At 63.4% G+C, this 23,977-nt stretch carries 24 protein-coding genes; 10 read left to right on the forward strand and 14 right to left on the reverse strand.

Annotation, left to right across the window (positions count from 1 at the left end; all coding sequences use genetic code 11):
- Window positions 1–63: 63 nt before the first annotated feature.
- The 6 genes from HU218_RS05320 to fliE form a co-directional block, all read right to left on the reverse strand.
- Window positions 64–507: a flagellar FliJ family protein gene (locus HU218_RS05320; protein WP_174873899.1), complete on the reverse strand. Its 444-nt coding sequence runs from the start codon at window positions 505–507 to the stop codon at window positions 64–66.
- The gene (fliI, locus tag HU218_RS05325) at window positions 504–1,811 is read right to left on the reverse strand and encodes a flagellar protein export ATPase FliI (RefSeq protein ID WP_174873900.1); all 1,308 of its coding nucleotides are present in this window, start codon (window positions 1,809–1,811) and stop codon (window positions 504–506) included. Before fliI ends, HU218_RS05320 begins: the two co-directional genes overlap by 4 nt.
- Window positions 1,808–2,494, reverse strand: coding sequence for a flagellar assembly protein FliH (fliH, locus tag HU218_RS05330; protein WP_174873901.1), 687 nt, complete (start codon window positions 2,492–2,494; stop codon window positions 1,808–1,810). Before fliH ends, fliI begins: the two co-directional genes overlap by 4 nt.
- A complete protein-coding gene (locus HU218_RS05335; RefSeq protein ID WP_246210725.1) occupies window positions 2,491–3,375 on the reverse strand; it encodes a FliG C-terminal domain-containing protein in 885 nt (294 codons plus the stop codon). Before HU218_RS05335 ends, fliH begins: the two co-directional genes overlap by 4 nt.
- A gap of 215 nt (window positions 3,376–3,590) precedes the next feature.
- A complete protein-coding gene (gene fliF / locus HU218_RS05340; protein ID WP_174873902.1) occupies window positions 3,591–5,264 on the reverse strand; it encodes a flagellar basal-body MS-ring/collar protein FliF in 1,674 nt (557 codons plus the stop codon).
- Between the two features lie 12 nt (window positions 5,265–5,276).
- The gene (gene fliE, locus HU218_RS05345) at window positions 5,277–5,609 is read right to left on the reverse strand and encodes a flagellar hook-basal body complex protein FliE (protein WP_174873903.1); all 333 of its coding nucleotides are present in this window, start codon (window positions 5,607–5,609) and stop codon (window positions 5,277–5,279) included.
- Between the two features lie 464 nt (window positions 5,610–6,073).
- On the opposite strand from fliE, the gene HU218_RS05350 reads away from it, so the two are divergent.
- From HU218_RS05350 to HU218_RS05380, 7 genes are read left to right on the forward strand one after another with little or no spacing between them, the layout of a single operon-like run.
- Window positions 6,074–6,946: a FliM/FliN family flagellar motor switch protein gene (locus HU218_RS05350; RefSeq protein WP_174873904.1), complete on the forward strand. Its 873-nt coding sequence runs from the start codon at window positions 6,074–6,076 to the stop codon at window positions 6,944–6,946.
- Between the two features lie 3 nt (window positions 6,947–6,949).
- Complete coding sequence (gene fliN, locus HU218_RS05355) at window positions 6,950–7,297, forward strand: flagellar motor switch protein FliN (protein ID WP_174873905.1); 348 nt, start codon at window positions 6,950–6,952, stop codon at window positions 7,295–7,297.
- Window positions 7,294–8,043: a flagellar type III secretion system pore protein FliP gene (gene fliP, locus HU218_RS05360; protein ID WP_174873906.1), complete on the forward strand. Its 750-nt coding sequence runs from the start codon at window positions 7,294–7,296 to the stop codon at window positions 8,041–8,043. The genes fliN and fliP overlap by 4 nt, the downstream gene beginning before the upstream one ends.
- Window position 8,044: 1 nt before the next feature.
- On the forward strand, window positions 8,045–8,317 hold the full coding sequence (fliQ, locus tag HU218_RS05365) for a flagellar biosynthesis protein FliQ (protein ID WP_174873907.1): 273 nt from the start codon (window positions 8,045–8,047) through the stop codon (window positions 8,315–8,317).
- A 7-nt stretch (window positions 8,318–8,324) separates the two neighbouring features.
- Window positions 8,325–9,107, forward strand: coding sequence for a flagellar biosynthetic protein FliR (fliR, locus tag HU218_RS05370; protein ID WP_174873908.1), 783 nt, complete (start codon window positions 8,325–8,327; stop codon window positions 9,105–9,107).
- Window positions 9,100–10,233: an EscU/YscU/HrcU family type III secretion system export apparatus switch protein gene (locus HU218_RS05375; protein WP_174873909.1), complete on the forward strand. Its 1,134-nt coding sequence runs from the start codon at window positions 9,100–9,102 to the stop codon at window positions 10,231–10,233. Before fliR ends, HU218_RS05375 begins: the two co-directional genes overlap by 8 nt.
- Window positions 10,234–10,235: 2 nt before the next feature.
- The gene (locus HU218_RS05380) at window positions 10,236–12,323 is read left to right on the forward strand and encodes a flagellar biosynthesis protein FlhA (RefSeq protein ID WP_174873910.1); all 2,088 of its coding nucleotides are present in this window, start codon (window positions 10,236–10,238) and stop codon (window positions 12,321–12,323) included.
- 27 nt (window positions 12,324–12,350) lie between these two features.
- On the opposite strand, the gene HU218_RS05385 is transcribed toward HU218_RS05380, so the two are convergent.
- The 5 genes from HU218_RS05385 to HU218_RS05405 form a co-directional block, all read right to left on the reverse strand.
- Window positions 12,351–13,091: a PilZ domain-containing protein gene (locus HU218_RS05385; protein WP_174873911.1), complete on the reverse strand. Its 741-nt coding sequence runs from the start codon at window positions 13,089–13,091 to the stop codon at window positions 12,351–12,353.
- Entirely contained in the window at window positions 13,088–14,050 is a 963-nt protein-coding gene (locus tag HU218_RS05390) for a hypothetical protein (protein ID WP_174873912.1), read from the reverse strand. The genes HU218_RS05385 and HU218_RS05390 overlap by 4 nt, the downstream gene beginning before the upstream one ends.
- A gap of 87 nt (window positions 14,051–14,137) precedes the next feature.
- Window positions 14,138–15,004, reverse strand: a complete 867-nt coding sequence (locus tag HU218_RS05395; RefSeq protein WP_174873913.1) for a flagellin N-terminal helical domain-containing protein — start codon at window positions 15,002–15,004, stop codon at window positions 14,138–14,140.
- A 206-nt stretch (window positions 15,005–15,210) separates the two neighbouring features.
- Window positions 15,211–15,951: a 3-oxoacyl-ACP reductase FabG gene (gene fabG, locus HU218_RS05400; protein ID WP_174873914.1), complete on the reverse strand. Its 741-nt coding sequence runs from the start codon at window positions 15,949–15,951 to the stop codon at window positions 15,211–15,213.
- A gap of 306 nt (window positions 15,952–16,257) precedes the next feature.
- Window positions 16,258–17,889, reverse strand: coding sequence for an ABC-F family ATPase (locus HU218_RS05405; RefSeq protein WP_174873915.1), 1,632 nt, complete (start codon window positions 17,887–17,889; stop codon window positions 16,258–16,260).
- A gap of 171 nt (window positions 17,890–18,060) precedes the next feature.
- On the opposite strand from HU218_RS05405, the gene dapA reads away from it, so the two are divergent.
- Together dapA and bamC are read left to right on the forward strand one after the other, a co-directional pair.
- Complete coding sequence (gene dapA / locus HU218_RS05410; protein ID WP_174873916.1) at window positions 18,061–18,936, forward strand: 4-hydroxy-tetrahydrodipicolinate synthase; 876 nt, start codon at window positions 18,061–18,063, stop codon at window positions 18,934–18,936.
- Between the two features lie 16 nt (window positions 18,937–18,952).
- On the forward strand, window positions 18,953–20,071 hold the full coding sequence (bamC, locus tag HU218_RS05415; protein WP_174873917.1) for an outer membrane protein assembly factor BamC: 1,119 nt from the start codon (window positions 18,953–18,955) through the stop codon (window positions 20,069–20,071).
- Between the two features lie 587 nt (window positions 20,072–20,658).
- Here bamC and HU218_RS05420 read toward each other — a convergent pair.
- Complete coding sequence (locus HU218_RS05420) at window positions 20,659–21,789, reverse strand: ribosomal protein uL16 3-hydroxylase (RefSeq protein WP_174873918.1); 1,131 nt, start codon at window positions 21,787–21,789, stop codon at window positions 20,659–20,661.
- A 140-nt stretch (window positions 21,790–21,929) separates the two neighbouring features.
- On the opposite strand from HU218_RS05420, the gene HU218_RS05425 reads away from it, so the two are divergent.
- Complete coding sequence (locus tag HU218_RS05425; RefSeq protein ID WP_174873919.1) at window positions 21,930–22,409, forward strand: FKBP-type peptidyl-prolyl cis-trans isomerase; 480 nt, start codon at window positions 21,930–21,932, stop codon at window positions 22,407–22,409.
- 30 nt (window positions 22,410–22,439) lie between these two features.
- On the opposite strand, the gene HU218_RS05430 is transcribed toward HU218_RS05425, so the two are convergent.
- Window positions 22,440–23,153 carry a phosphatase PAP2 family protein gene (locus tag HU218_RS05430; protein ID WP_246210727.1) on the reverse strand — a complete coding sequence of 238 codons (714 nt, stop codon included), beginning with the start codon at window positions 23,151–23,153 and terminating at the stop codon, window positions 22,440–22,442.
- Window positions 23,154–23,158: 5 nt separating this feature from the next.
- The gene (prmC, locus tag HU218_RS05435; RefSeq protein ID WP_174873921.1) at window positions 23,159–23,974 is read right to left on the reverse strand and encodes a peptide chain release factor N(5)-glutamine methyltransferase; all 816 of its coding nucleotides are present in this window, start codon (window positions 23,972–23,974) and stop codon (window positions 23,159–23,161) included.
- Window positions 23,975–23,977: the final 3 nt, after the last annotated feature.

The following is a 23,977-nucleotide window of genomic DNA, read 5'->3' on the forward strand; positions in this document are numbered from 1 at the left end:
GGAACGTGGTTGTCACCCGTTCAAGGCGACCGCCAGCAGCGGAAACTGAAATCGGCGCCGGCATCATGCACGCCCCTGCAGCCACACCTGGGTGGCCATGTCGTCCTGGCGCTTCTGCTCGCCGCGTTGCTGCTCCAGCTGCCAGGCACTGCGGCGCTGGCGGAAGCTGTGATCCAGCACCTCGCACTGCCGCGTCAGCTGCTGCAGCTTGCGCTGGCTTACCGCCATGTCGGCCTCGTGCAGTGCCAGCTCCTGCTGGTGCTGCGCCATGGTCACCAGCACGCCGTGCTTGTAGTTGGCGCAGTTCATCGCCAGCGCCGGCGGTAGCGCACCGCTGCTGCCGCTGCCGGCGCACAGCGCCGCCATGCGCGACAGGTTGTTGCGGTAGCGCTGGCGCAGCGCTTCTTTCTGCGCCTGGCTGATGCCCAGCTGCGCCACTTCGTCCTGGCGCAGCGCCACCAGGCGCGCCAGGCTTTGCAGATTGGCGGGAGTCGCGTGCGGATTCATGCGGCCAGTGCCTCCAGTTGCGCCAGCGTGCGCGCCAGCGGCGCCGCTTCATGGGTGTCCTGCTGCAGGAACGCCTCGATCTGCGGATACAGCTGTACCGCGCGATCGGTGGCGGCATCGGCGCCCGGCACGTAGCCGCCGAGCGGAATCAGTTCGCGCACCTGCGCGTAGCGGGCGGCCAGGTCTTTCAGCAGCCGCGCGGCGCGCAGATGGTTGCCGCCCGCCAGCTGGCTCATGCAGCGGCTGACCGAGGCGGCAATGTCGATGGCCGGGTAATGGCCGCGTTCGGCCAGTTCGCGCTTGAGCACGATGTGGCCGTCGAGAATGGCGCGCGCGGTATCGACGATCGGGTCCTGCTGGTCGTCGCCTTCCGCCAGCACGGTGTAGATGGCGCTCATGCTGCCCTCGCCCTCGCCGTTGCCGGCGCTTTCCACCAGCTGCGGCAGCAGGCCGAATACCGACGGCGGGTAGCCGCGGGTGGCCGGCGGCTCGCCCAGCGCCAGCGCCACTTCGCGCCGCGCCATGGCGTAGCGGGTCAGCGAATCCACCAGCAGCAGCACATGTTGGCCGCGGTCGCGGAAATGCGCGGCGATGGCATGGCACAGCTCGGTGGCCATCATTCGCATCAGCGGCGATTCATCGGCCGGTGCCACCACCAGGATGGCCTTGGCCAGCCCTTCCGGCCCCAGCGCGTGCTCGACGAACTCGCGCACCTCGCGGCCGCGCTCGCCGATCAGCCCGACCACCACCACGTCGGCGGCGGTCTGGCGGGTAATCATGCCCAGCAGCACGCTCTTGCCGACGCCGCTGCCGGCAAACAGCCCGACACGTTGGCCGCGGCCGATGGTGAGCACGCCGTTGATGGCGCGCACGCCGACATCCAGCACCTCGCGCACCGGCTGTTTTTTCAGCGGATTGACGCGCGGCGGATGCACCTCCAGCGGAGCGTCGCCGCCGAGCTTGCCGAGGCCGTCGATGGCTTCACCGAGGCCGTTGACGATGCGCCCGAGCCAGGACGGGCCGATCTGCAAGCCGCCCTGCTCGCCGGCCGGCAACACGCGGGCGCCGGTGGCCAGACCGCGTGCCGGCTTGAACGGCATCAGATAGGAAATTTCGTCGCGGAAGCCCACCACCTGCGCCTCCAGCCACTGGCCGCTGCCGGTCTCGATCAGGCAACGCTGGCCGGTCTCGAACGGGCAGCCGGTGGCTTCCAGCAGCAGGCCGGCGGCGCCGGTAAGGCGGCCGGTGCGGCGGGCCACCGGTACGTCGCCCAGCTCCAGCTGGCGCAGTGCGGCGGAAATCATGCGGCGGCCTCCGGCGGCGGCGTGTCGGCCAGCTGTTCGGCCACCTGCTCCATGCAGGCCTCCAGCCGCTGGCGGCAGCCGGCATCGGCTTCGTGGTTGCCGGCGCGCACGCGGCACTCGCCCGGCTCCAGCCGTACGTCCGGCGTCAGCGCCCAGCGCGCGGCGCGCTCCGGCGCCAGTTCGCGGATGCGCTGGCACTCTTCCGGATTGAGGAACACGCTGACCTGCTCGTCCGCCACCGGCGGCAGTGCGGCCAAGGTTTCATCCACCAGCGCCAGCAGCTGTACCGGTTGCAGCGCCAGTTCGCAGCGGATCACCTGGCGCGCCACCTTGGCCACCAGCTCCACCACTTCACGGCGCAGTGCCTGCTGGTAGTCGCCCTGCATCTGCTGCAGGGCCTGCAGCATGGCGTCCAGCGGCTGGGCCAGGCTGTCGAAACGCGCGGCAACCTCTTGCTGCGCGCTGCTCTGGCCCTGCTGCCAGCCTTCGCTGTGGCCGGCGGCATAACCGTCGCGCTGGCCCTGCTCCAGACCGGTGTCGTAACCCTCGCGGAAGCCGCTTTCCATGCCTTGCTGGAAACCCTGCGTCAGCTGTGCCTGCTGCTGCATGGCGTCAGTGCCGCTGCTGGCCCCCGGGCCGGACAGCGCTAGCGGCGGGAAGCGGTATGGACGGAAGGCGTTCACTCGACCACGTCCTCGGCGAACAGCTGCAGGTCGATCTCGCCGGCTTCGGCCAGCTCGCGCACGCGCTGCATGATTTCCTGGCGCACCTGCTCCACGCGGCTGATCGGTACCGGACCGGAGCGGCGCATGCTGTCTTCGAACGACTGTGCCTGGCGGCGCGGCATCGACTGCACGATGGCATTGCGCACCGACGGCTCGGCGCCTTTCAGCGCGATGGCCCACTGCTCCAGCGCCACCTCTTCGGCGATGCGCAGGATCACCTGCTCGCTCTGGCGCGACAGCAGGAAGAAGTCGTACATGCTTTCCTCGATCGCGGACACCACGCCCGGATCGTGCGCGCGCAGCAGTTCCACCATCTGCGTGCGGTCACCGCTCATGCGGTTGATGATCTCGGCGGCCTGGCGCACGCCTTCCACGCTGGCGCTCTGCGTGCCGAGGCTTTCCAGGCAGCGGTTCACCACCTGCTCCAGCTCCTGCAGCAATTCGCGGTCGATTTCCTTCAAGCGGGCGATGTTGACCAGCACCTGGTCGCGCTGCGCCACCGGCAGCGCCTCGATGACTTCGCTGGCCTGCGTCGACGGCAGGAAGGCGAGAAACACCGCCTGCATGCGCACGTGTTCGTTGGCGATGCGCTCGGCCAGCCAGGCCGGCTGCACCCACTGCAGCCGCGCCATTTTCGGACGGATGGCATCGCCGTAGATGCTGTTGAGCACGCTGCTGGCAATGTCGTTGCCCAGCGCCATTTCCAGCGAGCGCTGCAGGAAGGAACGCGAGGCGCCATGCACCCCGCTCTGCTCGCGGTATTCGTCAAAAAACTGCTGCAGGCTGTGGCGTACGGCGTCCACCTTGATGCCGCTCATGCGCGACATCACCTGGGTCACGTCCAGCAGCTCTTCGCGGGAAAGGTGATTCGTGTATATGTGTCGGCGGCAACTGATGCGTCCACTCTGCGTATCGTCGGCGGCGTCGAATGTGTATAAGCGACAGGCAGCGCAGCACGGCGGCCGCCGGCTCCTCGCCCATGCTCAGCAAGACGATGGCGGCCCGTTCCACCGGCGACAGTTCTTCGCCCGGATTAGCGGCAAGGTTCAGCGGATCAGCCACGTTTCTGCACCCATTGTTTGACGACTTCGGCTACCCGCTCCGGCTCCTTGCCGGCCAGGGTCTTGAGGTGATCGACCAGCACATCGACGCTGGAACCAGCCGGCGGCAGATCGTAGTTTTCCAGTAGCGGTACCATCGGCAGCGCGGCAGCCGACGGCGCGGCCAGAACCGAGCCAGGGTTGGCCGCCGCCAGCAGCTCTGCGCTGTCTTGCGGCGCGGCCAGTGCCGCCTGCGGCTCCATGGCGATTTCGTTGAGTTCCACTTCCTGCTGGCGGGTCGCTACCCATTGGCGCAGGATCTTGAGCAGCGGACGCACCACCAGCAGCCAGCCGAACAGCGCCAGCAGCGCGGTAGCGCCGTAGGAGATGCCGCTTTCCACCGTGCTGCGCTCCTGCCACCACGGCAGCGGCGTCTCGCGGGCCGGGAAGTTCAGCGCCGACACCACCAGGTTGTCGCCGCGGGTGGCGTCCAGCCCCAGACCGTTACGCAGGATGCGATCGATATTGGCCAGCTGCGCCGCGCTCCAGCCGTTGGCCGGTGTCGGTGCGGCACTGTTGTTGAGCACCACCGCCACGCTCAGGCGCTTGAGCGAGCCACGGCTGCGCTTCACCTGGGTGATGGTGCGGTCGTAGGCGTACTGGCGGGTGGCGGCATTCTTGCGCGAGGTGCTCGGCGCGGCACCCGCCGGGGCCGAGGCATCGATATTGACCGGACGGTTGCTCAGCGAGCCCGGCACACCCAGCGCCAGCGGCTCCTGGTCCTGCTCGTCGCGTACCGCCTCGTTGGTGACTTTCGGTGCCTGGCCGTACTGCTCGCGGGTTTCTTCTACCCGGTCGTTGTCGACATCGGCGGTAACGCTGACCTTGAAGTTGTTGTCGCCCAGCGTCGGCGCCAGCAGGTCGCGCACATTGCGCAGCGCCTCGCTGCGGAAGCGCTCGGCTGCCTCGCTGCCGGCACCGAGACCGGCCACGCCCTCGCTCGGATCGACATGGGCGGACAGGAAGTTGCCGTCCTGGTCCACCACGCTCACCCGCTGCGGGTCGAGGCTGGCGACACTGCCGGACACCAGATTGATGACGGCCAGGGTCTGCTCGGCATTCAGTTGCTGCCCCGGCTTGAGGGTCAGCATGACCGAGGCGGAGCTTTTCTCGCCGTCAGCGCTGACAAAAGACGTGCTGCGTGCCAGCGACAGGTGTACGCGGGCATTGGCTACCGGCCCCAGCGCCATGATGCTTTGCGCCAGCTCGCCTTCCAGCCCGCGGCGGAAGCGTACGTCCTGCACGAACTGGCTGACGCCCAGCGGATCGTTCTTGTCCACCAGCTCCAGCCCGTCCGGCAGCTTGGCAACCACGCCCTTGCCGGCCAGCAGCATGCGCACGCGGCCCAGCTCGTCTTCCGGCACCAGTACCTGACCGCTGGTGGGGTGAATGCGGTAGTGGATCTGTTCGGCATCCAGCACCGCCATCATCTCGGCGGCGGGCACGCGCTCCTGCGCGCCGAACACCGGCTTGTAGCGGGCATCGTCATGCCACAGGTACATCATCGCCAGTGCGGTAATACCGGCGGCCAGCAGCAGCATCGGCAGCAGCATGCGCACATTGGATGGCGACAACAGGCTGCGTACCGACGCGATGCGGCCAGCCCTGGATTTCAGCGAATTGATCACGTCCGGTCCACCTTACAGCGACAGTTTGCTCAGCTCGTCCACGGCGCCAACGACCTTGTTGCGCACCTGGGTCAGCATCGAGAACGACAGGCTGGCCTGCTGGCTGGCCAGCATCGCCCCCACCAGATCGTCGCTGCGGCCGCTGTCCACCGCGGCCAGGCGCTCGGCTGCCTCGTGCTCGCGGGCATCCACATTGACAAAGGCCTGACGCAGGCTGTCGCCAAAACTGGCATTGCCGGCATGACCGGCGATGGCCGGCTGAATGGCGTCGCCGCCCAGCGCCGCCATATCGGTCTGGATACGCGAACGGTCGGCAAGAATGAGCTGGATAGACTGCTCGAACATGACATCCCCTGCGATGGCCACAGCGGGTAAACCGTGCCATCCAAATTCATCAAATAAAACGAATTACGCGTACGTAATACAACTTCCAGGGCAGTCACAAAACGCAACAAACGAGGAACGCAAGTACTACTGACTGGACACATTTTACATACAACCATCCGGATATTACAATTTACCCATCAACTGAGGAGTCATTTCTTTAACTTAAAGTTTAAAGATGGCAATAAACCCTTGAGCCGCATGGGTTTGCAGTGTGGCAAACCGAACACATAGCCAGCGGAATACAACGTCGAAAGTAGCAATACTTCATCGACAAAAATGATTGAAAACAGGGGAAAAGACGCCCTGCCAGTGCACAAAACGCGCGGGCAGCCAGCGTCGTGAGCGAAAAAACAACAGCGGGAAGGAGGCGGCCAACCAGGTGCGCACCGGCTCTCTTAACTCGACTTGATGGACCGCAGTAAGTGACAAAACGCACGCAATCCCCGAGCAGCGCCAGAAGCAAGCTGCTCGCACCGGAAGTTGCCTCCCGCTGTCCGGTGCTCGACCCGCGCACGCTGGGTCGGCCGTTCCACCAGTTGCAGGATTTCACCGTTCGCCTGGGCGAGGCGCTGGGCCGCTACTTCTCGCAGCGTTTCAACCGTCGTTACGGCTGCGCCTTCAGCATCGGCAGCGTGCGCCTGCAGCAGGCGCAGACGCCGCCCGGCATGCAGTGGTGCAGCTACCGCACCGCCGGCGGCCAGATCAGCGTGGCGATGAAGCGCTCGCTGCTGCTGACGCTGCTGGACTACCGCTACGGCGGCAGCGGCGAGCTGCCGCCGGGCGCCGACACCGCCCCGGAAACCGAAAGCGAACTGCGCCTGCTGGACCTCTTGGGCCGCGAGTTGGCCGCACTGCTGCAGCAGAGCATCCAGCCGGAGGCCGGCGAGGCCGATGCCGGCCCGCTGCTGCTGCAGCCCCCCGCCGCCGGCAGCCAGCTGCTGCAAATCACCCTGCACGAAAACACCCGCCAGCTCAGCGGCATGATGTGGCTGGCGCTGGACGAGCGCTGGCTGGGCCGGCTGCTGGCCAGCGTGGCGCCACGCGCGTTGCCGGCTGCGACAGAAGACCCCGCCGTGCTGCCGCTGGGCCGCCAGCTGCAACTGCAACTCGATGCCCAGCTGCTGCAACTGCAGCTGCCGCTGGGCGAGCTGATGGCGCTGCGCCCCGGCGACACCCTGCCGGTACGCCTGCCGCCGCTGGCGCGGGTGCAGGTGGGCGACGCCCATCTTTTCGATGCCGCCGTGGCCGAACACGACGGCAAGCTGTGGCTAACCTCTTTTCAAGATGTGGAGTAAGGCATGGAGCCTACCGACGCTTTCGATATCGACGCCATGTTGGCCGCACCGGCCGATGTCGCCACCGAAGCGGCTGCCGAGCAGGCGCCGCGCCGTGACAACCTGCAGATGCTGCGCAAGATTCCGGTCACCCTGACGCTGGAAGTCGGCAGCGCCAAAGTATCGCTGCTGGAGCTGATGGGCATCGGCCCGGGCTCGGTGGTGGAACTGGACCGGCTGGCCGGCGAGCCGCTGCTGATCAAGGTCAACGGCACCACGGTCGGCAAGGCCGAGGTGGTGGTGGCCGGCGACAACTACGGCCTGAAGGTGGTGGAGCTGGCAGCGCTGGATCTGGATACGCTGCAGCCATGATGCTTCGCCGCTGGCGTTACGCCGTGCCCGCGGGCGCGGCGTTGCTATTCTCGGGTGCCGCCGTAGCGGCATCGGTGCCGTTGCTGTCCGGCAGCGCCGCCGGTGCGCCGGTGGACTTCACCGTCAAGACGCAGATCCTGATCATCATGACGCTGCTCGGGCTGTTGCCCGTGCTGCTGTTGATGATGACCAGCTTCACCCGCTTCGTCATCGTGCTGTCGCTGCTGCGCCAGGCACTGGGACTGCAGCAGGGCCTGCCCAACCGCGTGATTACCGGGGTGGCGATGGTGCTGACCATTCTGGTGATGCGCCCGGTGGGACTGGACGTGTGGGAAAAGGCGTTTGTGCCTTACGACCAGGAAAAAATCGGTTTCCAGCAGGCACTGCAGGTGGCCGAGGCACCGCTGTCGCGCTTCATGCTGGCGCAGACCGGCAAGACCGCACTGGCGCAGATCGCCCGCCTGTCCGGCGAAAGCAATATCAGCCAGCCGCAGCAGCACAGTTTTCCGGTCAAGTTGGCCGCCTTCATGCTCAGCGAGCTGAAAACCGCGTTCCAGATCGGCTGCCTGCTGTTCATCCCGTTTCTGGTCATCGATCTGGTGGTGTCATCGGTGCTGATGGCGATGGGCATGATGATGCTGTCGCCGCTGGTGATCTCGCTGCCGCTGAAGCTGCTGCTGTTCGTGCTGGTCGATGGCTGGACGCTGACCGTCAACACGCTGGTCTCCAGCATTCAGGCGTATTGAGATGCTGACTCCCGAAATCGCGGTCGATCTGGTGACCGACTCGCTGCAGGTGGTGATGCTGCTGGTCGCGGTGCTGGTGGTGCCGGGCATGGTGACCGGCCTGCTGGTGAGCCTGTTCCAGGCAGCCACCCAGATCAATGAACAGACGCTGAGTTTCCTGCCGCGGCTGATGGTGACGCTGCTGGTGATCTGCGTCAGCGGCCACTGGCTGGCGCAGACGCTGATGGACTTCTGCGTCGATATCTTCCGCCGCGCCGCGCAGCTGGTGGGCTAAGCCGGGCATGGAAGCGCTGTTCAACCAGCTGCCGCAGCTGCTGCTGGCCGTGTGGTGGCCGTTCTGCCGCTTCATGGCGGCGCTGTCGATGTCGCCGATTGTCGGTGACGCGATGGTGCCGGTACGCACCCGCCTGCTGCTGGCGCTGGCGCTGGCCGTGGTGACGCTGCCGGCCAGCGGCAGTGCGGCCAACGCCATCGACCCGTTCTCGCTCGCCGGTATTGCCGGTGCGCTGGAGCAGGTGATCATCGGCAGCGTGTTCGGGCTGATCTTCCAGCTCACCATGGCGCTGCCGCTGCTGCTGGGCAGCCTGATGTCGTCGCAGATGGGGCTGTCGATGGCGGTGATGAACGATCCGGTCAACGGCACCTCCTCCGACGTGGTCTCCAGCCTGCTGACCATTCTCTGCATCCTGGTGTTCTTCGCCATCGACGGCCATCTGGTGCTGGTCAACGTGGTGTACGCCAGCTTCCGCGTGTGGCCGGTGGGCCACGGCCTGGATGTCGACTCGCTGAAACTGCTGGTCTACCAGGTGGGCTGGGTGTTTTCCGCCGCGCTGCTGCTGGCGCTGCCGATCATCTTCTCCACCCTGGTGGTGCAGCTGGGGCTGGGTTTTCTCAACCGCGTGGCGCCGACGCTGAACCTGTTCTCGCTGGGCTTCTCGGTGGTCACCGTGTTCGGCCTGTTCATGCTGGCGCTGCTGGTACGCACCCTGCCGGCGCACTACCTGCAATTCACCCAGCACATGCTGGAACTGCTCGATCGCAGTCTGGAGGCCACGCATGGCTGAGCACAGCAGCGGCGACAAGACCGAAAAGCCCTCGCAACAGAAGCTGCGCAAGGCGCGGGAAGCCGGCCAGGTGGTGCGCTCGCGCGATGTCGCCACCGCCATCGGCATCGTGCTGAGCCTGAAACTGCTGTTGCTGCTGATGCCGGGCTGGCTGGACGACTTCCGCCGCCTGTTCGCGCTCGGGCTGACCCACGGCGGCAGCGAGGGCGCGCTGGACAACGCGCTGAGCGAGGCCTTCCCCGCCGTGCTGTGGCTGCTGGCCAAGATGCTGCTGCCGCTGGCGGTGATTCCGCTGGCCATCGTTGCCGGCTCGATGATTCCCGGCGGCTGGATGTTCAGCATGGCGCACTGGCAGCCCAAGCTGGAACGCCTCAGCCCTGCGGCCAACCTTGGCCGCATGTTTTCCGGCAAACAGCTGCTGCAGGTCGGCAGCTCGCTGCTGAAGGCGATGGTGCTGGCGTTGCTGTTGTGGCATCTGGCGGCGGACAGCCGCGTGGATTACCTGCGGTTGCAGTCGCTGCCGCTGTCCGACGCCATCGTGCTGGGCGCCGGCATGATGCTGGATGGCGCGCTGGCGCTGGGCACGGTGTTCGTGCTGTTCGCGCTCCTGGACCTGCCGCTGCAGTGGCTGCTGTTCCAGCGCGGCCAGCGCATGAGCAAGCAGGAAGTGAAAGAAGAACACAAAAGCAACGAGGGGCGCCCCGAAGTGAAAAACCGTATCCGCCAGCTGCAACGCCAGTTCGCCATGCGCGGTCTGCGCAAAGCCGTGCCCCAGGCCGACGTGGTGATCGTCAACCCGACCCATTACGCGGTGGCACTGAAGTACGACGACAAGCGCGCCGAGGCGCCGTTCGTGCTCGCCAAGGGGGTGGACGAAATGGCGCAGGTGATCCGCGAGCTGGCCGGCAGCCACCGCATCGAGATTCTGGAACTGCCGCCGCTGGCGCGCGCCATCTACAACACCAGCCAGGTGAACCAGCAGATTCCCGCCGCGCTGTACCAGGCGGTGGCGCAGGTGCTCACCTATGTATTGCAACTGAAGGCGTTCCGTAACGGCCGCCGCCGCCGCGAGCCGCAACTGCCGGCCGACTTCAACCTTCCCCAAGAACTGACCGAGCCACGCTGATCATGACTGCCTTCAACCGATTGCTCGCCGCACTGCGGCGCCACAAGTTCGCCACGCCGCTGTTCCTGCTGGCGGTGCTGGCGATGGTGATCCTGCCGCTGGCACCGGCGGTGCTGGACGCGCTGTTCACCTTCAACATCGTGCTGGCCATCGTGGTGATCCTGGTCAGCGTCAACGTGAAGCGGCCGCTGGATTTCTCGGTATTCCCCACCATCATCCTCGCCACCACCCTGCTGCGGCTGACGCTGAACGTCGCCTCCACCCGCGTGGTGCTGCTGCACGGCCATGAAGGCACCCATGCCGCCGGCCGGGTGATCGAATCCTTCGGCCAGGTGGTGATCGGCGGCAACTTCGTGGTCGGCCTGGTGGTGTTCGTCATCCTGATGATCATCAACTTCGTGGTGGTGACCAAGGGTGCCGAGCGGATTTCCGAGGTGTCGGCGCGCTTCACGCTGGATGCGCTGCCCGGCAAGCAGATGGCGATCGACGCCGACCTCAACGCCGGCCTGATCAACCAGGAAAAAGCCCAGCAACGCCGCAAGGACGTGGCGATGGAGGCGGATTTCTACGGCGCGATGGACGGTGCCTCCAAGTTCGTGCGCGGCGATGCGGTGGCCGGCATCCTGGTGCTGCTGATCAATATGCTGGGCGGCCTCGCCATCGGCGTGGCGATGCACGACCTGAGCTTTGCCGAGGCGTTCAAGCAATACGCGCTGATGACCATCGGCGATGGCCTGGTGGCGCAGATTCCGGCGCTGCTGCTGTCGGCCGCCGCCGCCATCATCGTCACCCGCATCAGCGACGACGGCGACTTCGAACAGCAGGTCGGCTCGCAGCTGCTGGCCTCGCCGGGCGTGCTGTACAGCGCCGCGGCGGTGATGTTCGTGCTGGCGGTGATTCCGGGCATGCCGTGGTTCAGCTTCCTGCTGTTTGCCGCGCTGCTGGCCTATGTCGGCTGGCGCATCGGCCAGCGCGAACCGCGACCGGCCGACAACAGCCACGAGGCACTGGGCCAGGCGCTGCTGACGGAAAACCGCAGCGAGCTGGAATGGCACAGCCTGTCGTTTGTCGAGCTGCTGTCGGTGCAGGTGGGCTACAAGCTGGTCGGCCTGCTCGACCCGGCGCAGGGCGCACCGCTGTCCAAGCGGGTAAAAGGCATGCGCCAGAGCCAGAGCGAGGCGCTGGGCCTGCTGCTGCCGCAGATTCCGCTACGCGACGATCTGGCGCTGAAACCCAACCAGTACACCATCCAGCTCGGCGGTACCGTGGTGGCGCAGGCCGAGATTCCGGCCGAGCGGCTGATGGCGATTCCCTCCCCCACCGTGTACGGCGAACTGGACGGCATGCCCGGTGTCGATCCGGCCTACCGTATGCCGGTAATCTGGATTGCCGCCGACGACAAGGCGCACGCGCTGGGGCTGGGTTACCAGGTGGTGGATGCCGCCAGCGTGATCGCCACCCATCTGGCCAAGACGGTGCGCGACTACCTGCCGGAACTGTTCCGCCACGACGATGTGGCGGCGTGGCTGGAGCGTCTCACCGCGCAGGCGCCGAAGTTGGCCGCGGCGCTGGACAAGGCGCTGACCCACAGCCAGTTGCTGAAAGTGTTCCGCGTGCTGCTGGCCGAGCACGTGTCGCTGAAGGACGTGGTGCCGATTGCCAGCACGCTGCTGGAAAACGCCGAGGCCACCAAGGACGCCATCCTGCTGGCGGCGGAAGTGCGCTGTGCGCTGCGGCGCCAGATCGTGGCCGGGCTGATCGGCCCGCAGCCGGAGATGCGCGCCTTCAATCTCGGCGGCGAACTGGAAAACATGCTGCTGGGCGCGCTGAGCCAGGCGCAGCAAAGCGGCAAGGTGACGCTGGATAATTACCCGGTGGAGCCGAACATCCTGGCGCAGCTGCAGCAGAACATGCCGGTGATCCGCGAGCAGATGAAGCAGCAGGCCAGCGCGCCGCTGCTGCTGGTGATGCCGCAAATCCGCCCGCTGCTGGCACGCTACGCGCGGCTGTTTGCGCCGGGGCTGGCGGTGCTGTCCTACAACGAGATTCCGGAAAACAAGGACGTCAGCATCATCGGCACCCTCGGCTGATGAACACGCGGCCAACGTTGGCCGCACTCAGGCGGGCGGCAACTGCACCGCCGCCAGCTCGGCCAGGCACTGGCGCAACAGCGCGGCATCGCGCTCGCCCAGCGCGCGGATACGGCAACCGACATGCAGTTGCTCGCCCAGCAGCCGCGAGCGGAAACTGCGGCACAGCCGGACTTCCAGCTCCGCCTGCATCACCCGCCCGGCGCCCAGCTCGATGCGCACCTTGGACAGCTGCCGTCCCGGCAGCAGCTGCGGCAGCTGCCACGGCGAGGCGTACAGGCCGATGCCGCCCAGCGACAGATCGTAGACATTGGCCTGGTACTGTTCGCCCAGCAGGGTGAAGCTGGCGCTGAAATTGCGCCCCAGCGGCGCGTCCAGCCGCAGGAAGGCACGCCGCTGCCAGCGGCTGAGCTGCAGCGGCAATGCGCAGCACAGGCACTCGTCCTGCAACTCAAGCGCCGGCAGCTCGCATTGCACGATGCAGCCAGCCGCAATCAGTACCATGCGCCAGCCGCTCGCCTGCCACGGTAACGGCAACGGCGCCCCCGGCGGCAATAACAGTTGCAGCTGCTGGCCGTCCGTTGGCAGCAAACGGGTGCCCTCAAAGGCACGGTCACTGTCCGGCGGATACAGGTACAGCGCCGCCATGTCCTGCTGCAGCATGGCCAGCAAGGCGGCGATTTCCGCGCGGTCATCAATGCGTTGTGGCCGGTTATCGTTGGCCGCGCTGAGTACCCCGGCGGGCACCGCGCTGTCGACATCGCTCATGAATGGCTACTTTCTGCGCTCTGCGCTGCCTCCGCCGCCAGCTCGTCCTCGGCGGCGGCCTGCAGCAACAGGATCATCTGGGCCGCCAGCTGGAATTGCGCCGGTGCCGGCACGCTGCGGCGGCCGGGTAGCGCGGGGCGGAGTTTATCGAACGGGGCATGCCGCATTTGCAGCTGCAGGCTGAAACCGGCGGCCAGCAAACGCCGCTGCCAGTGCGCCAGCCTGGCTTGCCATTGCGCCACCACGGCGGCGGAAGCGCTTTGCAGCTGCAACAGCAGACCGGCAGAGCTTGGCCACACCCGCAGCAGCACTTCGCCCCAGAACGGCAGCTGCAGTTGCAACAGCAGGCTGCCGCCTGCGGCGGCCAAGGTTTCGCCCTGCTCATCATCCGCCACTGCCAGCCGCAGCGTCTGCCCGGGCCAGCAATGCGCCAGCTGCCAGCCCTGCTCGGCCAGCCGCCGCGCCAGGGCCAGCGGATCGTTATCCGGCCGCACCCCGGCCAGCAACATGGCCGGCAGCAGTGGCGTACCTTCCGCTGCCGGCGTGCTGGCCGCGGCCTGCAGCACCCCGCGCCAGCCGGCGGCCAGGGTATCCGCGGCAGGTTTTTCCGCATGCCAGCCGTGCAACCGGGCCTGCTCGGCAGCCGCCGGCAACTGCCGCGTGGCCACACTCTGCGGCGCTACGGCCTGCTCGGGCGCCGGCAGCGTCATCAGCTGCAACCGTGGCTCGGTCGCCACCACCCGCAGCAGCAGCTGCGCCCCCGGTGGCAAGCCAGCGGCCACCTGCCCCGGCAGCAGCAGCGTCAGCCCCTGCTCGGTCGCCACCCGCACGCCAAGCTGATCGCGCGACAGCACCGACAGTTGCAGCGTGCTGCCAACCGCCGGCAACGGCAGTAGCGGCTCGGCCGCCTGCAAACCGGCACGCAGGGCCTGCGCCCCGAGCGATGGCTCCACGATCATGTCTGATTCCTGCTACGGCTGGAAACGGAAAAAGCCAGCTGCAGGGCAGCTGGCGTCAGTGAGCAAACCGTGAGATTTGCCGTGGAATTACTGCAGCAGGGACATGGCCATGGAGGACATGCTGCCGGACTGCTTCAGCATCGAGGTGCTGGCCTGCAGCAGCATCTGCTTGGTGGTCATGTTGGCGCTTTCCGACGCGTAGTCGGTATCCATGATGCGACCCTTGGCCTGGGAAACGTTGCTGCTCATGTTACCCAGGTTGTTGTAGACGTGATCCAGACGGTTGGCCGCAGCACCCATCTTGGCGCGCAACGCACCGACGGTGTCCAGGGTGTTGGCCAGGGTGTCGATCATGGTATTGGCCGATGCAGCGGATGCAATTTCAGTACCTGCCGCGCCCGGTGCCGCAGCGTAGTTGGTGCTGGCAGCACCCAGCGCGGTAGTCAGCGCGGTCAACTCGGTAGTGGCATTGAAAGTCATTTTTTCGGCGCTGCTGGAACCGATCTGGAAGTCAACAGCGGCGGTGAACTTGCCACCGGCCTTGAACAGCGCGGCACCACCAAAGGTGGTGTTGTTCATGATGTTGTACATTTCCTGACCCAGCTGGTCATATTCAGCCTGCATCGCGGTCTGGTCAGCGGTGCTGGAGGAGCCGTCAGCGGACTGGGTGGCCAAGTCCTTCATGCGCACCAGGATGTTGGTCACTTCGTTCAGTGCGCCTTCACCGGTCTGCAGCATGGAGATGTCGTTCTGGGTGTTGCGCATCGCCACTTTCATGCCGCTCACCTGGGCGTTCAGGCGGGTTGCGATCTGCAGGCCGGCAGCATCGTCCATGGCGGAGTTGATGCGGAAGCCGGTACCCAGGCGCTGCATGGAAGTGGACAGGTCTTTCTGGGTGCCTGCCAGCGCGGACATGGTGGACAGGGAAGCGGCATTGGTGTGCAGACTGAGCATGACTAACTCCTTGTATGTTGTCGGATGCGGGCAGCGTTGCATGCCCTCACTGACACAAGGCGACGGTCAGGTAGCAAGTCTTAAATTTTATTTTGAAAATTTTTGCACCAGCCGAAAGCTGGCACTGTAAATGACTGTATTTTCAGGCGGATAGCATGAAAAAACGGGGCCGCAGCCCCGTGTGGTGTTTGCCGTTGCGGCCAACCTTACAGCGTCAGACCACCGGTTACCTCGATGGCGGCGCCGTTGATGTAGCTGGCTTCGTCGGAGGCCAGCCAGGCGTAGACGTTGGCGATCTCTTCCGGCTGGGCCATACGCTTCATCGGCACCTTGTCTTCCATGGCCTGGATTACTTTTTCCGGCATGGACTTCAGGATCGGGGTGGCCACAAAGCCCGGGCACACCGCGTTGGCGCGGATGCCCTTCTTGCCCAGTTCCTTGGCCCAGGTCTTGACGAAGCCGATGACGCCGAACTTGGAAGCGGCATAGTTGGTCTGGCCGAAGTTGCCGTACACGCCCACCACCGAGGAGGCGTTCAGGATCACGCCGGCACCCTGTTCGATCATGGTATCGACCACGGCCTTGGTGCAGTTGTAAACGCCTTTCAGGTTGATATCGATCACCTTGTCGAACTGGTCTTCGGTCATCTTGATCAGCTGGGCATCCATCACGATGCCGGCGTTGTTGACGAGAACGTCAATACGGCCGAATTGGGTTTTCAGCGCGCCAACCATGTCGGCAATCTGCGCCTTGTCGGTAACGTCAACCTTGTAACCCACCGCTTCGGCACCGCTGGCCTTCAGCTCCTCCACCACGGTATTGACCGCGTCCAGATTGATGTCACAAACGGCGACGATCGCGCCTTCCTTGGCGAATTTTTCGGCAGTGGCCTTACCAATGCCACTGGCACCACCGGTAATGATGGAGACTTTCCCTTTCAAGCGCATAGTTCTTCCTTTGCTGAAATTGCAGGCGACCCGATGTCGACCGGTTGCGTCCTCCACCACCGACCTTCGAGATAGCTATCCCTGTTTTTATCTGTCTTTGTATTTGTTATACGGGTTGGCCACAGCAATTTATTGCAGCGCACAACCTATCGTGCGGTGCAATATAGCGCATGGTTGCCGCGAAGGTAAAGCAATCGCTCTAGTGGATTTACCGGTACTGCCCCTTGTGTGGCAACTTGGGTAAAACATGCAAAAAGGGTGGCTTTCGCCACCCTTTTCTTGCATTTCGCAACCCTTGCTACCTGATTATTCCAGACCTTTGCTGGCCAGGTAGTCCTCGTAATTGCCGGTGTAGTAATCGTAACCACCGTTGCCATCCAGTTCGATGATGTGGGTGGCCAGCGAGCTGACAAACTGGCGGTCATGCGAGACGAAGATCAGGGTGCCCTTGTACTTTTCCAGTGCCATGTTCAGGGCTTCGATCGACTCCATATCCATATGGTTGGTCGGTTCATCCATGATCATCACGTTCGGCTTCTGCAGGATCAGCTTGCCATACAGCATGCGGCCTTTCTCGCCACCGGACAGTACGCGCACCGCCTTGTCCACGTCGTTGCTGCCGAACAGCAGGCGGCCCAGCGTACCGCGAATCACCTGCTCGTCGTCGCCTTCCTGGCCCCACTGGCGCATCCATTCGGTCAGCGTCCAGTCGAGGTCGAAGTCGGCTTCGTGATCCTGGGCAAAATAACCCACCTGGGCTTTTTCGGCCCACTTGATGCTGCCACTGTCGGCAGTGACGCCTTCGGCAAACTTGGGTTCAAAAGCGCCGGCCAGCAGTTTCACCAGCGTGGACTTACCGGCACCGTTCGGGCCGATGATGGCCAGACGCGCACCGGCTTCCAGAATGAAGTTCAGATCCTTGAACAGTACCTTGTCGCCATAGGCTTTATTAACGCCGGAAACATCCACGGCCTGGCGGTGCAGCTTCATCTTTTCATCCATCTCGAAACGGATGAACGGGCTCTGGCGGCTGGAAGGCTTCACTTCCACCATCTCGGCCTTGAGTTTGTCCACCTGCTTCAGACGGCTGGTGGCCTGGCGTGCCTTGGACTTGTTGGCCGAGAAGCGGGCCACGAATTCCTGCAGATCCTGAATGCGCTCCTTGGCCTTGGCATTGGAGCTGAGCTGACGTTCACGCGCCTGGGTGGAGGCGATCATGTAGTCGTCGTAGTTACCCGGGTAGATGCGGATGGTGTTGTAGTCCAGATCCGCCATGTGGGTACACACTTCGTTCAGGAAGTGGCGGTCGTGGGAAATGATGATCATGGTGGAATTGCGCTCGTTCAGCACATGCTCCAGCCAGCGGATGGTGTTGATGTCCAGGTTGTTGGTCGGTTCGTCCAGCAGCAGGATATCCGGATTGGAGAACAGTGCCTGCGCCAGCAGTACGCGCAGTTTCCAGCCCGGCGCCACTTCGCTCATCGGACCAAAATGCTGCTCGACAGGGATGCCGACGCCCATCAGCAGCTCGCCGGCACGGGCTTCGGCGGTGTAACCGTCGTACTCGGCAAACTTGGCCTCCAGATCGGCGGCACGCATGTAGTCGTCTTCGGTGGCTTCCAGGTTGGCGTAGATGGCATCGCGTTCGCTCATCGCGGCCCACATTTCCACATGCCCCTGCAGTACCACGTCGATCACGCGCTGGTCTTCGTAGGCGAACTGGTCCTGGCGCAGCTTACCCAGACGCAGGCCGCTTTCGATCGCGACTTCACCGCTGGTCTGCTCCAGGTCTCCGCCCAGGATTTTCATGAAGGTGGACTTGCCGGAACCGTTGGCACCGATCAGGCCATAGCGGTTGCCTTCGCCAAACTTCACGGAAACCTTGTCGAAAAGCGGCTTGGCGCCGAACTGCATGGTAATGTTGCTTGTCGTAATCACGCGGCTAATTCCTTATACCAGTCTCTGATGTGTACCGGAAAACCGTGCATTTTAGCACAAAGCTCCTAACAATCAGCGGCTTGCGCCTTGTACGTATTGCTTGCGCCCGGCAACGGGAATTCCGCTACAATCAGCCATCTCTATTCAACTCTTATCCAGATAGGCAGACCCATGCTCACCGGCAGCCTTGTTGCACTGGTCACCCCGATGTTCGAGGACGGCCAGGTCGATTTTGAATCGCTCAATCGTCTCGTAGACTTCCATATCGCCAACGGCACTGACGGCATTGTCGCTGTCGGCACCACCGGTGAATCCGCCACTCTGGGCGTGGAAGAACACATCAAGGTAGTCGAGGCCGTGGTCAAACATGCCGCCGGCCGTACCCGCGTAGTTGCAGGCACCGGCGGTAACTCCACTGCCGAAGCCATCGAACTGGCCCGTCTGGCCAAAGGCGCCGGTGCCAGCCACACCCTGTCTGTCGTGCCGTACTACAACAAGCCGACCCAGGAAGGCATCTATCAGCATTTCCGCGCCATTGCGGAATCGGTAGACATTCCGGTGATCCTGTACAACGTGCCGGGCCGCACCGTTGCCGACATGAGCAACGATACCGCACTGCGTCTGGCGCAGATCGACAACGTGGTTGGCCTGAAGGATGCTACCGGCGATATCGGTCGTGCATGCGATCTGGTGCTGCGTGCTCCGGCCGATTTCGCCTTGTACTCCGGTGACGATGCAACCGGCATGGCCTTCATGCTGTGCGGTGGCCATGGCGTGATTTCGGTTACGGCCAACGTTGCCCCCCGCCTTATGAGCGAGCTGTGCAAGGCCGCCCGCAGCGGCGAAACACAGACCGCCCGCAAGATCAACGACCAGCTGCAAGGCCTGCACAAGCAGCTGTTCATCGAACCCAATCCGATTCCGGCCAAGTGGGCAATGCACCGTATGGGGCTGATGCCTGCCGGCCTGCGCCTGCCACTCACTCCGCTGAGTAGCGGTGCCGAATCCATCGTCGAAGCCGCCATGCGCCAGGCCGGCGTTCTGTAACCAGCCGAATATGCCAATGAACAAGACCCTGATCACCGGCCTGCTGTGTGCAGGCCTATTATCCGCTTGCGCCAGCAGCAACCCGGACAGCAAATACGATTTCAAATCCGACTCTCCCAAAGCGAAAGCCGGACTGGAAGTACCGCCTGATCTGAGCCTACCCAGCCAGCAGGACCGTTATCCGCTGCCTGCTACTACCAGTGCCCTGGCCCAGCAGCAGGCCGCCACCCAGGCTGGCAGCAAACCCGCAGGGCAGGCGATCTTGCAACAACCAGCCAATGCCAGCCTTGAACGCGCCGGCAGCCAGCGCTGGGTGAGCGTGCAGAACAAATCTCCGGCCGAGCTTTGGCCACTACTGAAGGCCTTCTGGCAGGACAACGGCTTCGTGATCCAGAACGAAGATCCGGAAATCGGCTACATGGAAACCGATTGGGCGGAAAACCGCGCCAAACTCGGCGCAGGCGCTATCCGCAACATGCTGGAAACCGTCGGCCTTGGCTCGGTGATGTCTACCCCGGAGCGTGACCGCTTCCGTATCCGTATCGAAAAAACCGCCACCGGCACTGATGTATTCTTCAGCCATCGCGGCATGTATGAGATTTACATCAACGAAGCCAAGGAAGAAACACGCTGGCAGCCACGTCCGACAGATCCGGAACTGGAGGCAGTCTTCCTTGAGCGTTTCCTGGTCCGTTTGGGCGTAGATGAGAAAGTCGCCACCCAAAAGCTGGCACAGGCTACCGCAGCCTCACCAGCAAGCAAAACCCGCATTGAGAATGGCGTTCTTCGCCTTGACGACAGCTTTGACCGCGCCTGGCGCCGTGTCGGCCTGGTTCTGGAACACAATGGCCTGACCATTACCGATCGCGACCGCTCCATGGGCGTCTATTTTGTCACGCCGTCGGAAGAAGATGCCAAAGCAAAAGAAAAAGAAAGCGGCGGCTTCTGGAGCAGCCTGGCTTTCTGGCGCGACAACACCAAGCCTGCCGATGATGCACGCGCCAGCTTGCGCGTACAGCTGACCGCAGTAGGCGAACAGCAAGTCAACATCGATGTACGGCCGGAAGGCAATACGCCACTACCCGCCAAGCAGAAAGAGCAATTGCTGCAAAAAATGGCTGTCGAACTTAACTAAGTAACGGCTCCGCCATAACAAAAAGCCCGCTTAGCGCGGGCTTTTCTTTTGTCCTTTGCTGTTTCAATCGAGCAACAGACAACAAAAAACCGGCCAGAGGCCGGTTTTTTTGCAATCACAAAAGTGATTACTGAGCTGCGGAGGCAGCCGGTGCGGATGCGTCAGCTGCCGGAGCGGAAGCTTCAGCGGCCGGAGCGGATGCTTCAACCGGAGCGGAGGCTTCAACGGCCGGAGCGGAAGCTTCTACCGGAGCTTCTTCTTTTTTACCGCAAGCGGACAGAGCAACGGCCAGCAGGGCAGCAACGAGGAGCGACTGTTTCATTTGGTTATTACCTTTGAAAGTAAGTTGAACAAGACGTCTGGTTCACCACATCCCAGTAATACGCTTACTTGAGAAGCGGTGTAGATACTGTCAGTGCGCAGGATTGTAGCACGAATAAAATTGCTGGGAAGAGGTGATGCACTAATTTATTCCAGATATTTCGCACATCTATGTTGCGACGCAGCAAACAACCCTTCTACCACACCGCAGCTATGCTAATTTTCTTCGTTTTCGATCCTGCAAGGATATTGGCATGATACAGCAATTAGCCAGCCTTTGCCCGAGGCAACCACCAGCCAGTCAGGTAGCCTTCATACAATGTCGGCAACATCCTGTCTGCAATTGCCGCTCCTGCCAGCTGTCTCGCATTGGCAAATTGTTGCCAAGCTTGTAAGTCATCAGGTTCGCATTCCAACACGCTTCCGTTGCAATACAGCATTCCATTGACATAAAGAATTTGACTCTTCAGGTCAAGCCACACCCCATGTTGTTGAACTGCATCGGCAAATTCGTCCTCATCCAGCTCCTCATCCGGCGCATCATAGAATACGTGCGGTTTGGGCTCGGTAAGGTAATGACCAAGGAAATCGGCGACTGTCGCCTCATCCCAGCGGATCCCGCGCAACATGCGGCCAACCTGTTCCACCATTGCGTTATCAATGCGAGCGGGATCGGTCTGCACCGTCAACTGCGGATCGGCATATCTGCCATCCATACAAATGCGGTCTTGCAGATAAACCAGAAATTCCGTCGCCAGTTCCTGTGCCGACGGCGCACGGAAGCCGATGGAATAAGTCATACTCGGTTCCAGAGCCACGCCGTGATGCGCACAGCGCGGCGGCAGATACAGCATGTCGCCATGCTCGAGAATGAACTCCTGCTCCGGCTGGAAATCCTTTAGCACCTTGATCGGTGCATCCTCGATAAAGCTTTCATCCTGCTGGGTGGAGATTTGCCAGCGCTTGCGCCCGCCAACCTGCAACAGGAATACGTCATAGGAATCGAAATGCGGGCCAACCGTCCCGCCGGGCGGCGCATAACTGATCATCAAATCGTCCAGTCGTGCATACGGAATGAAATTGAATCGCCACAGGATCTCGGCCACATGCGGCAGGTGGTGATTCACGTTCTGCACCAGGATGGTCCAGTCGCTTTCCGGCAGGCGCTTGAAGCGGGTAGGCCGGAACGGCCCGCGTTCCAGCTTCCACTGGCCGTTGCGAAACTCGATCAGGCGCGATTCGACTTCTTCCTGCGTGGCCAGCTCGGACAGCACGTCAAAGTCGACCAGCTCGCCGACATCCTTCAGCGCCCCACGGATCAGCAACGGCTTCTTGTGCCAGTAATCCTGCAAAAAGGTCTCGGCAGACATGCCGCCCAGAAGGTCAATTGGTTTCATGGCAATTTCTCGTTGTGCCATCAGGCAATGGTTTACAATATCAACAGCGTTTTTTTCGCAGAAGTCTGGCGCATCCGCCGCCATTGCGGCATGCGATGTCGCAAACTTCCCTTCATTTTTCCTTACGACGGTACCGCCTCATGCAAATCGTTAAAAACTCGGTCGTGACTCTCCATTACGAAATGTACGACGCTGACAACAACCTGCTCGACAAGACCGAAGATCCGATCGCCTATCTGCATGGCGGCTACGACGGCATCTTCCCGATGGTGGAAGAAGCCTTGCACGGCAAAGCGGTTGGCGAATCCGTTACCGTGACCATGAGCCCGGACGATGCCTTTGGTGATCCGGAAGAAGAACTGATCCGCGTCGAGCCGCTGGATGCGCTGCCGGAAGATGCCGAAGTCGGCATGATGTTCGAAGCCGATGATCCGGAAACCGGCGACATCATCCTGTTCCGCGTCACCGACGTGGCCGACGGCAAAGCCGTACTGGACGGCAACCACCCGCTGGCCGGCCTGACCATCCGCTTCGTGGCCACCGTGGCAGAAGTACGCCCGGCCACGCCGGAGGAAATCACCCACGGCCACGCCCACGGCGAACACGGCCATCACCACTAAGCAGCCAGTGGCCTGCTGACAAAACGGGGCTCAGGCCCCGTTTTTGTTTTGCCGCCACGCCAGCAGTGCCAGCACCAACACCATCAGGTTGTAACCGAGGTAGGCCTCGTTAGGCACGCCAAGCCGCAGCTTCCACAGCGCCACGGAGACAGACAGCAGCAATAGCAGCACCAGCAGTTGCCGCCCCCGCGGCCAACGTTTAGCCGGCACACAAGATGCCACGACTGCCAGCAAATATCCCACCGCTGCGCCGGCACACACATCCAGCGGCCAGTGCACGCCAATCGCCAGTCGCGACAGGCACACCAGCGCCACCAGCAACAAGCCCGCAACTTGCCAGCCACGATGCGAGCGGCCAGCCAATAGGCCGCACATCAGCGCAACCGCCATGGCATGGCCGGAGGGAAACGAACCATTTCCCGGCAACACATCCAGCAACTGCACACTGCCTTGCGGCAACACCAATGGCGGCCTCTGCACTGCAAAACCCGCCTTCAGCGCAATCGCGGCAGCGATGCCTGCGACCACGGCCAGCACATAACGCGGCAACTTCTCCGGCACCAAAGCCGCACGCCATAGCAGCAGCGCGATCACCAGCGTCCACTCCCCTGCCATGCTCAGCAGGCGCCAGCACACTGCCGGCAGCGCATGCGAAGCGTGATGCAGTAACAGGAATACCGGCTGATTCGCCCCGCTGACCAGCAATAGCAGCGTCAGCCCGGCCCACACTGCGGCCAACAGCACATTGCTCAAGGCTTGTTTCCCAGCGTCACCCGGTCATTTCCCGCCAGATCCGGCAAGGTCGCCACCTGCTGCAAGCCGGCAGCGGCAAACAGTTCGCGGCAGGCCGCGCCTTGATCATAACCATGCTCCACCAGCAGCCAGCCGCCCGGCAGCAAGCGTGCCGGCGCCGTGGCCGCAATCTCGCGCAGGCAGGCCAGCCCGTCATGCTCGTCGGTCAGCGCCATGCGCGGCTCGAAGCGCACGTCTCCTTCCGCCAGATGATGATCATGCCGCTCGATATACGGCGGATTGCTGACAATGGCATCAAAACGCATCGACTCCGGCAACGGCGTCAACCAGCTGCCTTGATAGAACAGCACTGCCGCCCCCAGGTTGGCCGCATTGCCCTGCGCCACGGCCAGCGCCGCCGGCGACAGATCCACCGCCGACAACTGCCACTGCGGCGCTTCCAGCGCCAGGGTACAGGCAATGATGCCGCTGCCGGTGCCCAGGTCGACCACGTTGGCCGCACGCTTGCGGCCAACCTTGTCCAGCACCGCCTCGACCAGATGTTCGGTTTCCGGCCGCGGAATCAGCACCGCCGGCGATACCGCAAATTCGCGGCCATAGAATTCGCGCCAGCCGAGCAAATAGGCAACCGGCTCGCCGGCCAGCCGCCGCGATGCCAGTTGGGAAAATGCCTGCCACTGCGCTGCTGGCAATTCGTCAGCGCCAGCCGAGACCATGCCCGCATGACTGAGGCCGGTCACGTGACTAAGCAACAGCCGCGCCTCCAGGCGCGGCAGCTCGAAATGGCGCAGTGCGTCGTTAAGTGTCGGCATGAT

Source organism: Vogesella oryzae, assembly GCF_902829295.1.
GTDB lineage: Bacteria > Pseudomonadota > Gammaproteobacteria > Burkholderiales > Chromobacteriaceae > Vogesella > Vogesella oryzae.

What these genes read in the sequence shown, in the direction of transcription:
- HU218_RS05420 (WP_174873918.1), bottom strand. Translation starts at nt 21,789, where the DNA reads ATGAAACCAATTGACCTTCTGGGCGGCATGTCTGCCGAGACCTTTTTG.
- fliP (WP_174873906.1), top strand. Translation starts at nt 7,294, where the DNA reads ATGATGCTTCGCCGCTGGCGTTACGCCGTGCCCGCGGGCGCGGCGTTG.
- HU218_RS05395 (WP_174873913.1), bottom strand. Translation starts at nt 15,004, where the DNA reads ATGCTCAGTCTGCACACCAATGCCGCTTCCCTGTCCACCATGTCCGCG.
- HU218_RS05375 (WP_174873909.1), top strand. Translation starts at nt 9,100, where the DNA reads ATGGCTGAGCACAGCAGCGGCGACAAGACCGAAAAGCCCTCGCAACAG.
- fliN (WP_174873905.1), top strand. Translation starts at nt 6,950, where the DNA reads ATGGAGCCTACCGACGCTTTCGATATCGACGCCATGTTGGCCGCACCG.
- HU218_RS05380 (WP_174873910.1), top strand. Translation starts at nt 10,236, where the DNA reads ATGACTGCCTTCAACCGATTGCTCGCCGCACTGCGGCGCCACAAGTTC.
- fabG (WP_174873914.1), bottom strand. Translation starts at nt 15,951, where the DNA reads ATGCGCTTGAAAGGGAAAGTCTCCATCATTACCGGTGGTGCCAGTGGC.
- fliE (WP_174873903.1), bottom strand. Translation starts at nt 5,609, where the DNA reads ATGTTCGAGCAGTCTATCCAGCTCATTCTTGCCGACCGTTCGCGTATC.
- fliI (WP_174873900.1), bottom strand. Translation starts at nt 1,811, where the DNA reads ATGATTTCCGCCGCACTGCGCCAGCTGGAGCTGGGCGACGTACCGGTG.
- bamC (WP_174873917.1), top strand. Translation starts at nt 18,953, where the DNA reads ATGAACAAGACCCTGATCACCGGCCTGCTGTGTGCAGGCCTATTATCC.
- HU218_RS05320 (WP_174873899.1), bottom strand. Translation starts at nt 507, where the DNA reads ATGAATCCGCACGCGACTCCCGCCAATCTGCAAAGCCTGGCGCGCCTG.
- fliR (WP_174873908.1), top strand. Translation starts at nt 8,325, where the DNA reads ATGGAAGCGCTGTTCAACCAGCTGCCGCAGCTGCTGCTGGCCGTGTGG.
- HU218_RS05425 (WP_174873919.1), top strand. Translation starts at nt 21,930, where the DNA reads ATGCAAATCGTTAAAAACTCGGTCGTGACTCTCCATTACGAAATGTAC.
- HU218_RS05385 (WP_174873911.1), bottom strand. Translation starts at nt 13,091, where the DNA reads ATGAGCGATGTCGACAGCGCGGTGCCCGCCGGGGTACTCAGCGCGGCC.
- fliQ (WP_174873907.1), top strand. Translation starts at nt 8,045, where the DNA reads ATGCTGACTCCCGAAATCGCGGTCGATCTGGTGACCGACTCGCTGCAG.
- prmC (WP_174873921.1), bottom strand. Translation starts at nt 23,974, where the DNA reads ATGCCGACACTTAACGACGCACTGCGCCATTTCGAGCTGCCGCGCCTG.
- HU218_RS05390 (WP_174873912.1), bottom strand. Translation starts at nt 14,050, where the DNA reads ATGATCGTGGAGCCATCGCTCGGGGCGCAGGCCCTGCGTGCCGGTTTG.
- dapA (WP_174873916.1), top strand. Translation starts at nt 18,061, where the DNA reads ATGCTCACCGGCAGCCTTGTTGCACTGGTCACCCCGATGTTCGAGGAC.